This is a genomic window from Pelobacter propionicus DSM 2379 (assembly GCF_000015045.1).
In the GTDB taxonomy this organism is placed as follows: domain Bacteria; phylum Desulfobacterota; class Desulfuromonadia; order Geobacterales; family Pseudopelobacteraceae; genus Pseudopelobacter; species Pseudopelobacter propionicus.
In genome coordinates, this window is sequence record NC_008609.1 from 1727240 (window position 1) to 1739909 (window position 12670).

Here is a 12670-nt window from a genome sequence, read left to right on the forward strand (position 1 = left end):
TGTTTTTGTGGAAAAAAGATCGGACAAGTTCTTCCTCGGGCGCCAGCCCATCCTGAATCGCCATCAGGAGATCATCGGTTTCGAGCTGCTTTTCAGGTCCACCGATTTTAATGCAGCCAGTTTCACCAACTACTCCCACGCCAGCGCCAGTGTCATCAGCAACGTCATGTCCAGCTTCGGCATCGAGGAGGTTTTGGGGGGAAAGCTCGGCTTCATCAATGTCAACCTCGAAGTGCTCTTCTCCGAATTCATCGAACTGCTCCCCATCGGCCAGACGGTCATCGAACTGCTGGAGATCATCGATCTGAACGAACATGTGGTGGAACGTTGCCGGGAACTGAGAAAGCTCGGTTTCCAGCTGGCGTTGGACGATCATGAGTACAGCGAGGAGCATGACGAGATCTACAAGGTCATTCATATCGTCAAGATCGATATCCTGCAGAGCGATATGAGCAAACTGCCTGAGATCGTGCGCACCTTCCGCCGCCGTCGCATACGGGTGCTGGCTGAGAAGGTGGAGACGGTGGAGCAGTTCGAGGCCTGTTTCAGGATGGGCTTCGACTATTTCCAGGGCTACTTCTTCGAGCGGCCGGTGATCCTCAACAGAAAGCGCATCGACGTGTCGGCCATGGCCATGATGAAGCTTCTGCAGCAGTTGATCATGGATGCCTCGCTGTCGGAGCTGGAACAGACCTTCAAGGAGAACCCCGGCCTTTCCTACAACCTACTGCGTCTGGTCAATTCCGTGGGCATTGGCCTGCGCAACAAGATCAAGAACCTGCGTCATGCCATCGTGCTCCTGGGACTCAACCAGCTCAGACGCTGGGCTCAACTGTCGTTGTTCGCCATCAACGACAGCCGCGGTCTGAACCACCCCCTGCTGGAGATGGCGGTGGTGCGGGGGCATATGATGGAACATCTGACTGACGGTAAACGCTCCCAGGACGAATACGGTGAGGCCGCCTTCATGACCGGCATCCTGTCGCTTTTGGATGTGCTCTTCGAAACTCCCATGGAGGAGATCGTGGAGGGGCTGCATCTGAGCGACGACGTGAGCGCGGCGCTGCTCTCCCGTCAGGGGAAGCTGGGCATGCTGCTGGCCCTGGCGGAGAAGGTGGAAACCACCGATTTCGATGCCGTCATCCCCATGTTGGATGAGTGCAATGTCACCATGACTCAGCTGCTGGCGGCCCAGATGGAGGCCTTTGGCTGGCGGGCGGGGGTGATCGCGCAGAAGTAGGTCTTGCATGGGGGTGGTGTACTCCGTTCCGGCGTTCCCCTTTGCTCTGACCTCTGTTTTCCTCCCGACCAACGGTTCTTTCCTTTCTTGACACCCCCAGACTTTTGCGGTAACTTGACACGTCCTACCACGGACGATCTGCGACGCGCGGTCGCACGCGTAACACACATTCTCTTTTAATAGGTACAACCCGGATGAACATCACAGCAGTCATTCCAGCCCGCTTTGCTTCTGTGCGTTTTCCGGGCAAGGCGCTGGCCATCATCGACGGCAAGCCGATGATCCAACATGTCTACGAGCGCACGGCACGGGCTTCACTGGTGGACTCGGTCATTATCGCTACCGATGACGAGCGTATCCAGCAGGCGGTTTCGGTCTTCGGCGGTGTCTGTCGCATGACCCGCAATGACCACGAAACAGGAACCGATCGTCTGGCCGAGGTGGCTGGGACGCTCTCCGCCGACATCATCGTCAATGTCCAGGGGGATGAGCCGCTGATCGCTCCCGAGATGATCGACCAGGCTATCCGCCCGCTCCTTGATGACCCGTCCCTGCGCATGGCTACACTCAAGAGCCGCATCCGCTGCCTGCACGATTTTTTGAGCCCCAATGTGGTCAAGGTGGTAACCGACCGGGACGGCAATGCGCTGTACTTCTCCCGCTCGCCCCTGCCGTTCTTCCGGGACAAGTGGCAGGATCTCAAGGACGAGTCATTCGCCAGCGGGAAGCTGCTCTGCTACAAGCATGTGGGGCTGTACGTCTATCGTCGTGATTTTCTGGTGGAGTTCGCCGCTATGGCGCCCACCTTTCTGGAAACTTCCGAGAAACTGGAGCAGTTGCGAGCGCTGGAAAACGGCGCCCGTATCCGCGTCGTCGAGACTGAGTTTGAATCCATTGGTGTGGACACCCCCGATGACCTGGTCAAGGCCAGGGAGCGGTTCAGAGCCATTCAGTCCAAGTAATTTTCGCTACAGGAGCTGTATGCATGAAAACAAAATTCATCTTTATTACCGGCGGTGTCGTTTCCTCCATCGGTAAGGGACTGGCTGCCGCGTCGCTGGGCGCATTACTGGAGGCGCGTGGTCTGCGGGTTACGTTGCAGAAGCTGGACCCCTACATCAACGTTGACCCGGGAACCATGTCGCCGTTTCAGCATGGGGAGGTCTTCGTCACCGACGATGGCGCCGAAACAGACCTGGACCTGGGGCATTACGAGCGTTTCACCAATGCTCGCCTCTCCAAGAAGAGTAACTTCACCACCGGCCAGGTGTATTTTTCTGTCATCGACAAGGAGCGCCGCGGGGATTATCTGGGCGGCACGGTGCAGGTAATCCCGCACATCACCGACGAGATGAAGTGCAAGATCATCGAGAATGCCAAAGGCGCCGATGTGGCCATCGTCGAAGTGGGCGGAACCGTGGGTGACATCGAGTCGCTCCCCTTCCTGGAAGCCATCCGCCAGTTCCGCTTCGACCGGGGGGCTGGCAATACCCTCTACGTCCACGTCACCCTGGTGCCCTACATCCGCACGGCTGGCGAGCTTAAGACCAAGCCGACCCAGCATTCGGTCATGGAACTGCGCAAGATCGGTATCCAGCCGGATATTCTGCTCTGCCGCTCCGAGCGGGAGATCCCCCAGGAAATGAAGAACAAGATCGCACTGTTCTGCAACGTGGATGTGAAGGACGTCATCCCGGTGGTTGACAGCGAACATATCTACTACGTACCGCTGGCGCTGAGCAAGGAGCGACTGGACGAACGGGTGGTGGAAAAGCTTAACATCTGGACAAAGGCGCCCGACCTGACCCCCTGGCAAGACGTGGTGGAAACGGTCTGCCACCCCGGTCATGGCGAAGTGCGCATCGCCATCGTGGGCAAATACGTCAACCTGACCGAGTCGTACAAGTCGCTGTCCGAGGCGCTGACCCATGGTGGCATCGCTAATGACTGCCGCGTTTCCCTCAAGTACATCGATTCGGAGAAAATCGAGCGGGACGGCATCGATGGCCACCTGGTGGATATGGATGCCGTGCTGGTGCCGGGAGGATTCGGCGAGCGTGGCACAGAAGGCAAAGTCATGGCCATCGAATACGCCCGGTTGCACAAGATTCCCTTCTTCGGCATCTGCCTCGGCATGCAGATGGCGGTGGTGGAATACGCCCGCAACGTCTGCCATATCGACGACGCCTGCTCCAGCGAGTTCAAGAAGGGGTGCGGCAATCCGGTGATCCATCTGATGGAGGAGCAGAAGAGTGTCAGCAAGAAGGGGGGCACCATGCGTCTGGGGGGATACCCCTGCTCCCTGGAGAAGGGCACCCTGGCCCATGTGGCCTACAATGCCCAGGAGATATCCGAGCGCCACCGCCATCGCTATGAATTCAACAACGCCTATCGGGAGGTTTTGACCAAAAACGGGCTGATCCTCTCCGGCATCTACCGTGACAAGGATCTGGTGGAGGTGGTGGAGATCGCCGACCATCCCTGGTTCCTGGGATGCCAGTTCCACCCCGAATTCAAATCGAAGCCCTTGGCGCCCCATCCCCTGTTCAAGTCGTTTGTGCGCGCTGCCCTGATCCAGCGCGATGCGAGGTAACCCGTGACCCGCGAGATCGTTATCGGCGGCGTGAAAATCGGTGCCAAACGCCCGTTGGCACTGGTGGCTGGCCCCTGCGTGATCGAATCAGAGTTGGCCACCATGCGTCAGGCCGAACGCCTGATGACCATCTGCAACGCGCTTTCCCTGCCGCTGATCTTCAAGGCCTCCTACGACAAGGCCAACCGCACCTCCATCGGCGCCTACCGCGGTCCGGGCATGCGAGAGGGGCTGCGCATCCTGCGGAAAGTCAAGGAATCCCTCGGCCTGGCAGTGCTCTCCGACGTGCATTCCATAGAGCAGGTGGCGCCCGCCGCCGAAGTGCTGGACGTTTTGCAGATTCCGGCCTTCCTCTGTCGCCAGACCGATCTGTTGATTGCTGCAGCCGCCACCGGCCGGGTGATCAATGTCAAGAAAGGGCAATTTCTAGCTCCTTGGGACATGAAGAACGTGGCTGCCAAAATTGCCTCCAGCGGTAACGAGAACATCATCCTCACTGAACGGGGTGCCTCCTTCGGCTACAACAACCTGGTGGTGGATATGCGCAGCTTCCCTGTCATGCGCGCCAGCGGCTACCCGGTGATCTTCGATGCCACCCACAGCGTGCAACTGCCTGGCGGACAAGGTGAAAGCTCCGGTGGGCAGCGGGAATTCGTGGAATTCCTCTCCCGCGCGGCGGTTGCCGCCGGCGTGGACGGCATATTCATGGAGGTTCACGAGGAGCCGGAAAAGGCGCTCTGCGACGGCCCCAACTCCATCGCGCTGAACGACCTGCCGGCGCTGCTCGCTACGCTTAAGGCCATTGATGCCGTCGTGAAATAGATCCGTTTTTTTTGATCTCTTCTCATTGAACAGGATATCGCCCACAGTGGTATCCTGTTTCTGCTGAATCATAATCCTCTCAGGCTCCACTTTCATCGAACGCCTAACCTTGCCTCGACTGCCATGGAGAAAATACCACAAGGCCTGTATCCCGACGCCATGGTCGGCGGATACAGGCCTTGTGGTATTCTGTGGAGATTGCCGCCTGATAATACTATGTTATCCGTTAAAAGCTCGTGTTATGCCTGAGGGTTCTGCATCAGCACTACCTGGGCCGGCATGGGCGCCGGGAAACCAGCCTCTGTCAGTGATTCGCGGATGGTGCGATTACCGTCGAAGTATACCTGCCAGTAGTTGTCGTTGTGGCAGTAGGGACGCACGGCAAGCATCGGCCCCACCAGATTGAACTCCAGGATTTCCACATCGACAGCCGGTTCCTTGAGGACATTGGGGATTGTCGCCAGCTTCTGACGCAGGAGCTGCATGGCTGCCAGATGGTCGGCGCTCCCCGCCAGCTGGCATTTCAGCTCCACCCTGCGGAAGGGATTGTGGGTATAATTCTGGATCGTATCGCCGAAGATCTTGCCATTGCCGATAATCGTCAGAATGTTGTCCGGAGTGTTGAGGCTGGTGGTAAAGAGCCCGATCTCCTGTATGGTGCCGGTAATGCCTCCGATGGTTACAAAATCGGTCACCTTGAACGGTCGCAGCACGATCAGGAATATGCCTGCGGCCAGGTTGGCAAGCAGGCCGCTCCAGGCCGCGCCGACGGCGATGCCGACGCCGGCCACCAGGGCGGCGAAGGTGGTTGTCTGGACCCCGAAGTATCCCAAGATGGCCACAACCAGGATGATGTTCAGGGTTACGGCCACGAAATTGCCGATGTAACGGATCAGGCTGGGATCCAGCTTCTGTCTCTCAAACGCCTGCTGCATCATGCGTCCCACCAGTCCGATCAGCCAGCGGCCGACGATCCAGAAGATAAGCGCGGCGATGATCTTGGTGCCGATTGCCGTGATGTAGGTTACGGCAAGTTCCTGGTACCTGTTCACGTTTTCCATCCTCTAACCTCCTTTGGATTCTCATATGCGCCGATTTCCAGTCCAGGCGCTGTCGGACAATTGTGAAACGTGCCTCTGTTTCATGAAATACGTATCAAGCTTTTCACTAGTGTAACCGTCATTGAGACGTTGTCAAAACCCTCTCTCTTTTTTATTCAACTACTTGCAATGGCAAGGCTCCACGGAGGGGGCGATGAGGGCGGAGTGGTTTGCATTTTACTCTCCTGTGGGAGCGGGGTCGGCATGTCACATCCGGCCTGGTACAAATCATGGCGGAAGTGCTATGCTCTCGGCTTGAGTGTATGAGGCACACGGGTGCAAGCTCGAATAGCGAATCGGAAAGGGGGAGAACAATGCTGGAAAAGGGATACGTGCAGATCTACACGGGGAATGGAAAGGGGAAGACGACGGCGGCCATCGGACTGGCGGTACGGGCGCTGGGCGCTGGGTTGCGGGTGCTCTTCCTGCAGTTCATGAAATCACGGGTCTACAGCGAACATGACATCATGCCGGCCATATCCCCCAATCTGACCCTGGAAACCATGGGCAAACCGTACTTCGTGGTTGAGGAGGGGAGCGTTCCCCAGGAGGAGATCGATAAGTGGGGGGAGGGGGTGGTTGTCTTCCCTCCGGGAAAACCGCCCCGCGACTATGTGGAGATCGTGGCCAAGGGGATGGAGAGGGCCAGGCAGGCGGTTAGCAGTGGCGAGTACGATCTGGTGGTTCTTGACGAAATCGTGGTGGCGCTGCATTTCGGGCTCGTGAGCTGGGAGCAGGTGCGGGATGTCCTTGATTGCAAAAAAGATTCGGTGGAACTTGTGCTTACCGGCAGGGGCGCCAGTCCCGAGCTGCTGGCGCGGGCCGATCTGGTTACGGAGATGCGGGAGACCAAGCATTATTACGCCAGCGGCGTGGAGGCCAGGAAGGGGATCGAATGCTGAGGAGTGTGCCGCCGGTATTGACACCAGATGTTCCGGCCAGCGCCAGATGAGGATGGGGCGTGCTGCCTGGAGCCACACGACATAACCTGGACAGCGGTGCGAGGAGCTGTTCTCGCCGCCGCCACTCCCCTGCCTTGACACCCCTTCAGCTATGCCCCTTCCGTCGTGCTTTTCGCATCAGGGTTTCGTCGTCGCCGGCGTCTCTTTCTCTTTCGTTGCGGTGCCCCGGTTTCTTCGGCAGGTTCGTCCGCCGTCGGCGTCTGAGGCAGCTGCCCTGCCCGAGTTTCCCACCAGTCCAGCTGTTTGACGATATCCTTCCTGTTGCCGCGGGTGATCCGGCAGTATTCGATGATATCACTGAAATCGTTACGGGCGATGAGCGACTCCGGTCGACGGCCGGGGATCTTTTTCAGGCGCATCTGCTGGCTGATGATGTCGCGGAGTGCGATCCCGACTCGGTTGGCGATCATGACGATCGGGCAGGTTTCGCCCATGAACTCCGCGACCGCGGCGTTAACGCTCTGCTGCCAAGGCATATTCTGGCGGCGAAAACGCTCCGCCTTGTCATCGATGTACTCGCCGAAAAGGAGTGCCAGGAGAAGTGGCGGGGAGACTTTGTGACCCTGCTGGATGCGCGAATCGACGTGAGCGAGCATTTCCCCGAAGCGGGTGTGGGGAAAACACTCGCCTTCGACGCCGAGCCAGTTCGAAAAATCCGGGAAAAGCGCCGCAAAGAGTCCGGTCCGGCTGAGGTGATCGTAGCACTTGGCTCCTTCTCCCGAGAGGAACAGCTTGAGCACCTCTTCGTAGAGGCGGGGCGGCGCAGACCTGACAATGGTATCCGTGGCGGCGACCAGCGCCTTCCGGGTCTGTTCCTCGATGGTGAAGCCGAGCTGGGCGGCAAAGCGCACCGCTCGCAGCATCCGTACCGGGTCTTCCTGGAAACGGACGGCGGGATCGCCGATGGTGCGAATGATGCCGGCACTAAGGTCGGCGAGGCCGCCGGTGAAGTCAATGATCGAGAAGTCGGCAATATTGTAGGCAAGCGAGTTGACGGTGAAGTCGCGGCGCAGGGCATCCTCTTCGGGGGTGCCGTAGACATTGTCCCGCAGGATCATGCCGTCATCGTCCTTCAACATCCTCGGGTGTCGCTGCTCCGTCTCGTCTGGTTTTTTCGGCGCGGGATCCGGCTCGTCCGAAGCCGGGGAGCGAAAGGTCGCCACCTCGATGATCTCATCCTGGAAGTGGATGTGCGCAAGACGAAAGCGTCTCCCGACAAGGCGGCAGTTGCGGAATATCCGCTTCACCTGGTTAGGGGTGGCATTGGTTACCACGTCGAAATCCTTCGGCTCTCGACCGAGCAGGAGGTCGCGCACACAGCCGCCCACGAGATAGCCGATAAAGCCGTTGTCTTTCAAACGGTAGAGGGTGCGCAGGGCGTTCGGGCTCACCAGTTTACGGGATATCTCATGCTCCTGCCGGGGGATGATCACCGAGCAGTTCTTTTTCTTTTTCATCCTGTTATCGCCACCAGTGCATTCATGTGTTGTCATGCCTTTGAGCTGTTATTGATCGGCCGCAATTCCGGAGGCGTAAATACTATGCTGCTTCCTCCCTCTGCATGGGGCCAGGTTATGGGGGAAAGATGGGGCATGCCAGAATCCATACCGTTTAACGGTCTGCGCTCCCTTTTTGCTCGCGCAAGGCGTTTATAGCATTTATCCGTGGAAAACGTCAGATAATCCTTAGCCGTTGAGTGCCACCACCAGGTAACCAATTGAGTCCGTCGGATATCTGTCCACGTGATTCGTCTGACGCCGGACAGGGAAGAGCCCCGATTTATGGCGAAAATCGGGGCTCTTTTCAACATGATAACGATCGACACTTCAAAAAACGGTTGCGGTAACCCTTCCTACTTTTCGCCCTTGCCCATAAGGCCCCGCACCGCGGCCGGAAGATCGGAGGGGAGGATAACCAGCTTTGAGTTGGGAGAGGTGGCTATCTTCTGCATGGTGCTGAGGTAGCGGTCGCCCAGCAGAAACACGGCCGGCAGGTCCTTGTCCTGGATGGCTATGCTGATGTCGCTGATGGCCTTGGCCGAAGCCTGGGCCAGCCGAACCTGGGCCTCAGCCTCGCGCTTGGCAGCCTCCAGTCGCCCCTCAGCCTCACGGATGGTGGCCTCCCGTTTTCCCTCTGCCTCCAGTATGGTGGCCTGCTTGAAGCGGTCGGCGCTGGCCTGCTGCTCCATGGCCTTCTGCATGGAATCCGAGGGTTTGATATCCTGGATCTCCACCGACTGCACATAGATGCCCCAGTTTGCCACCTCCTTGGAGATGTTGTCCTGCAGGCGGGCCTTGATGTGCTCCCGTTCCGAGAGGGCGCTGTTCAGATCCATCTGGCCGATGATGGCGCGCAGCGAGGTCATGACCAGGTTCTGGATAGCATACTCGTAGTTCTGGATCTCGTACACGGCCCGGGTCGGGTCGGTGACCTTGATGAAGGCGATGGCGTTGGTGATGATCACCGCGTTGTCCTTGGTGATCACCTCCTGGGCGCCCACGGAGAGCACGTCCCCCTTGGTGGAGACCTTGTAGGCCACGGTGTCGATGTAGGGAATAATGAAGTTGAGTCCCGGCTTGAGGGTGACGTGATACTTGCCCAAACGCTCCACTACCCACTCCTGCCCCTGGGGCACGGTCTTGACTCCGGCGAAGAGCGTTGCCGCCACAACGGCTAACAGTACGATGACGATGGTCACTCCTGGCATGCTGTCCTCCTAGATTTTTGTGACTTTGAGAATCTGGCCTTCGATATCCGTGACCCGCACGCTGTCTCCCACATGCAGGGTCTGCTCCGAATAGCAACTCCATTCGTCGGCACCCAGCACGGAGATGCGGAACCTGACTACCCCCTTGCCGTAGCTGTCGTCGGTTCCGCGGATGATGATGCCGGTCTCGCCCACGATGCCTTCCTTTGACATGCCGGCATGGGTTCTGTTCCTGGGTTTGAGATATTTGAACCAGAGGGTGGTGAAGCAGACCGAAGCGATGCTCCAGAGCAGAATCTGGCCGGTTACGGGAAACCCGGGCCAGGCAGCCTTGAGAAGGCCGACCACCAGGGCGCCCAGGCCGAACCAGATGATCGTGAACGAGGGAACGATCAGTTCCAGGCCGATCAGAACAAATCCCGCGATGATCCAGTACCACCATTCGAAGTGCATGTATCCGTCCCCTTGTGTGGATTGTGCCAGATACTATAGAGTACTTTTTCCAAAAGCGCGAGCGCCTGTGCGCAAATCCCCGAATAGAACGCCCAGAAAAGGGGAGGGGAGCGCTGCAGACGTTGAACGGGCACGCCGCGAACGTCTCTGCTACGAGAGGAACGGCCGATACACTGGTCAGGCATCCGGGGTGAATGTGACCACGAACAGGGCGATGTCATCGGCTCGTACCCTGGTCCTGGTAAAACGGGTCACCTCGGCCAGGATTTTATCGATAATCTCCCGCGGATGCCGTTCATGCTGCTCCGTGAGCAGTCGGCTCAGTCGGTCGCTGCCGAAGAACTCTCCCCGATCTCGTTCCGCTTCAATGACACCGTCCGTGTACAGTAGCAGCACATCCCCTGCTTCCACCTCGATGCTGGCTTCTTCAAAGCAGACACCCCGCCTGATTCCCAGGATCAGGCCGTCGGCATCAAGTTCCTGCACCGATTTGCCACGGGAATGGTACAGGAGCGGACGGCAGTGTCCCGCGTTGGCGTAGGAGAGCCTCTGGTTGGGCGTGTCGATGCGCGCATAGAACATACTCAACTGCATCTCCGCACGTGACAGGTCGTTGTACAGCAGGTTGTTCACCTCGGCCAGCAGTTGTCCCGGTGTGCGTCCGGGGGTTACCTCGGCCTGGAGGACGCTGCGGGTTTCTGTCATCAGCAGGGCCGAACCGACGCTGTGGCCGGTGATGTCGGCGATGACGCAATCCACCAGCCCCTCCCGGGGGGTGAACAGGTCGTAGTAGTCACCCCCCACCTTGGCGGCTGGTTCGCAGCGGCATGCCATGAGCAGTCCGGGTAGTTCCTGGGGACACTCCTGCAGAAAGGACTGCTGGATCTGCTGGGCAATTTCCAGTTCCCTATTGATCAGAGCGTTTTCCAGCAGCAGCTGTTCGGCTCTCTTACGCTCGGAGATGTCGCGCCCGATGGTGGAGACGGCGATGACCCGCCCCTGGCTGTCGGTCACCGGCGAGAAGGTGAGGGACATGTGGATTCGTTCGCCATTCTTTCTCATGTGTACGGTTTCAAAATGTTCCACATGCTCGCCGCGGCGGATCTTCTCGTGGACGCGAAGCACGTTGTCCCGCTGTTCGGGAGGAACCAGAAGGGTGACTGACTTGCCGAGCATCTCTTCCTCTCCATAGCCGAACTTGTTCGCGGCGCCCCTGTTCCAGCTGGTAATGACGCCGTCCGGCGTCTTGCCGATGATTGCGTCATCGGATGAGTCGACGATTGCCGCCAGGCGCCGGCTGCGTTCCTCGGCCCTCATGCGTCGTATGGTGTTGTAGGTCAGAAACAGGATGATCAGGGCCGAACCGACCAGGGCGGCAACCGCACCCCAGAAGACGCTGCGCGGCACGGAGTAGCGGGAGGCGGGACTGTTGATGATAATGCTGCCCTTCGGCAGGGCGGATCGGGGAATGTGGAACCTGGACAGTTGCTGGTAGTCGAACATGAAGCTGTTGGGGCTCTTCATCACCACCGGGATGCGCTGGGGAGCTTCACCCTCCAGGATGCGCCCCGCGATTCTTGCGGCTGCCTTCCCCTGGGAAAAGCCGCTGGTCAGCATGCCCCCCACGATGCCGTTGCCCAGGTAGAAATCCCATACTCCGTAGATGGGGACTGGGCAAAGGGGCGCGAGCAGCGAGATGGCCTCGTCATACTCCAGAAACCGTCCTTTGCTGTCCTGAAAGAAGAGGGTAAAGAACACCAGGCTGTCGCTCTCAAGCTTTGCCAATTCTTCCCTGATCTCGGGGATGGTCACGGCTTCCAGAAAGGTCAGCTCCACGCGTCTGCGGAGGGAGGGGATCAGGGATACGATCTTGCGATGCATGATGCGACCGGTGGTCGTGGTGTCGTTGATGACGACAATTCTCCTGACCGAGGGGTGGAGTCTCAGGGCCAGGTCGAAGGTGGCTGCCAGGTCGGCCGACTCGTTGACACCGGTGAAGAGCCGCGTGCCGTGCAATTGGGACGGCTCGAAGTCATTGACCCCGCAGAATACCACCGGCGTTCCGGGAAACAGGTCGTCGCGGTAGGAGAGCAGAAAGTCGAAGGCGTCGTTGTCCGATGCGATGATCACCCGGAATTTCATGGCGCTGAATTTCAGGCGGTAGGTCTCGCGCAGCAACCCGGTATAGCGGGGACCGGACACTCGCTTGGTATCCATATACTCGTAGTGGATCCTGGTCTTGATCCCCTGTTCGTTCAGGCTGGATGCTATGCCCTGGCTGATGTCGTCGGTCCATTTGAAGCCCTTGTGGTACGAGTGCAGCACCAGCACCTGCCTGTGCTGAGTCTCCTGTGCCGAGGCGGCGCAGGGCAGGGCGATCATCATGATGACGGCCACAAGGAGTATCAGGGCGCCTGCCCGTTGTCCTGGCGATTGATGCAGGGAAGGAGAGGGGGGGGATGGGGCGGCTTCGAGAAGGGGCCAACGGTGGAGGGGGCGGGGCATGTGATCCTCTCCTGTGAATGTGGAATCGCGACAGGTACGAGAACGTACGCAATGTACTCGCGGCGGCTCGCGGGGAGCGGATGGTGGCTGGAAGCAGCGTTTTACCGCATGGAAACAAGTATACCAAGTATTTGAGGAGTCTTAGCTCTCTGTTAAGTGAGAGTGAAACCGGTTTTGACCTGCGTTTGAGGCGGCGGTGATAAATGGAGCAATATCAACGGATTTAAGCTGTTGTGCTGTCGTGCTGCTGTTTTTTGCCGGTTGCGGCATTTCTATTCTGGTTAAAAA

The 12670-nt window shown here is 58.5% G+C and carries 10 protein-coding genes; 5 read left to right on the forward strand and 5 right to left on the reverse strand.

The features are described 5' to 3' along the window. The first annotated feature begins 7 nt into the window (after positions 1 to 7). From PPRO_RS08030 to kdsA, 4 genes are all read left to right on the forward strand, one after another. Complete coding sequence (locus tag PPRO_RS08030) at positions 8 to 1240, forward strand: EAL and HDOD domain-containing protein (protein WP_011735517.1); 1233 nt, start codon at positions 8 to 10, stop codon at positions 1238 to 1240. Positions 1241 to 1434: 194 nt separating this feature from the next. Beyond that, the gene (gene kdsB / locus PPRO_RS08035) at positions 1435 to 2202 is read left to right on the forward strand and encodes a 3-deoxy-manno-octulosonate cytidylyltransferase (RefSeq protein WP_011735518.1); all 768 of its coding nucleotides are present in this window, start codon (positions 1435 to 1437) and stop codon (positions 2200 to 2202) included. Positions 2203 to 2225: 23 nt separating this feature from the next. Next, positions 2226 to 3833, forward strand: coding sequence for a CTP synthase (locus PPRO_RS08040; protein WP_011735519.1), 1608 nt, complete (start codon positions 2226 to 2228; stop codon positions 3831 to 3833). A gap of 3 nt (positions 3834 to 3836) precedes the next feature. Continuing rightward, the gene (gene kdsA, locus PPRO_RS08045; RefSeq protein ID WP_011735520.1) at positions 3837 to 4655 is read left to right on the forward strand and encodes a 3-deoxy-8-phosphooctulonate synthase; all 819 of its coding nucleotides are present in this window, start codon (positions 3837 to 3839) and stop codon (positions 4653 to 4655) included. Between the two features lie 239 nt (positions 4656 to 4894). On the opposite strand, the gene PPRO_RS08050 is transcribed toward kdsA, so the two are convergent. Then, the gene (locus PPRO_RS08050; RefSeq protein ID WP_011735521.1) at positions 4895 to 5716 is read right to left on the reverse strand and encodes a mechanosensitive ion channel family protein; all 822 of its coding nucleotides are present in this window, start codon (positions 5714 to 5716) and stop codon (positions 4895 to 4897) included. 353 nt (positions 5717 to 6069) lie between these two features. On the opposite strand from PPRO_RS08050, the gene PPRO_RS08055 reads away from it, so the two are divergent. Beyond that, entirely contained in the window at positions 6070 to 6657 is a 588-nt protein-coding gene (locus tag PPRO_RS08055; RefSeq protein ID WP_011735522.1) for a cob(I)yrinic acid a,c-diamide adenosyltransferase, read from the forward strand. Between the two features lie 149 nt (positions 6658 to 6806). Here PPRO_RS08055 and pcnB read toward each other — a convergent pair whose 3' ends face one another. From pcnB to PPRO_RS08075, 4 genes are all read right to left on the reverse strand, one after another. Then, positions 6807 to 8174, reverse strand: coding sequence for a polynucleotide adenylyltransferase PcnB (gene pcnB / locus PPRO_RS08060; RefSeq protein ID WP_011735523.1), 1368 nt, complete (start codon positions 8172 to 8174; stop codon positions 6807 to 6809). A 395-nt stretch (positions 8175 to 8569) separates the two neighbouring features. Beyond that, a complete protein-coding gene (locus PPRO_RS08065) occupies positions 8570 to 9424 on the reverse strand; it encodes an SPFH domain-containing protein (protein WP_011735525.1) in 855 nt (284 codons plus the stop codon). Positions 9425 to 9433: 9 nt separating this feature from the next. Further along, positions 9434 to 9877, reverse strand: coding sequence for an NfeD family protein (locus PPRO_RS08070; RefSeq protein WP_011735526.1), 444 nt, complete (start codon positions 9875 to 9877; stop codon positions 9434 to 9436). A gap of 177 nt (positions 9878 to 10054) precedes the next feature. Then, the gene (locus PPRO_RS08075) at positions 10055 to 12382 is read right to left on the reverse strand and encodes an ABC transporter substrate binding protein (protein ID WP_011735527.1); all 2328 of its coding nucleotides are present in this window, start codon (positions 12380 to 12382) and stop codon (positions 10055 to 10057) included. Between the last annotated feature and the right edge of the window lie 288 nt (positions 12383 to 12670).

What these genes read in the sequence shown, in the direction of transcription:
- PPRO_RS08070 (WP_011735526.1), bottom strand. Translation starts at nt 9,877, where the DNA reads ATGCACTTCGAATGGTGGTACTGGATCATCGCGGGATTTGTTCTGATC.
- PPRO_RS08055 (WP_011735522.1), top strand. Translation starts at nt 6,070, where the DNA reads ATGCTGGAAAAGGGATACGTGCAGATCTACACGGGGAATGGAAAGGGG.
- pcnB (WP_011735523.1), bottom strand. Translation starts at nt 8,174, where the DNA reads ATGAAAAAGAAAAAGAACTGCTCGGTGATCATCCCCCGGCAGGAGCAT.
- kdsB (WP_011735518.1), top strand. Translation starts at nt 1,435, where the DNA reads ATGAACATCACAGCAGTCATTCCAGCCCGCTTTGCTTCTGTGCGTTTT.
- PPRO_RS08040 (WP_011735519.1), top strand. Translation starts at nt 2,226, where the DNA reads ATGAAAACAAAATTCATCTTTATTACCGGCGGTGTCGTTTCCTCCATC.
- PPRO_RS08075 (WP_011735527.1), bottom strand. Translation starts at nt 12,382, where the DNA reads ATGCCCCGCCCCCTCCACCGTTGGCCCCTTCTCGAAGCCGCCCCATCC.
- PPRO_RS08050 (WP_011735521.1), bottom strand. Translation starts at nt 5,716, where the DNA reads ATGGAAAACGTGAACAGGTACCAGGAACTTGCCGTAACCTACATCACG.
- PPRO_RS08065 (WP_011735525.1), bottom strand. Translation starts at nt 9,424, where the DNA reads ATGCCAGGAGTGACCATCGTCATCGTACTGTTAGCCGTTGTGGCGGCA.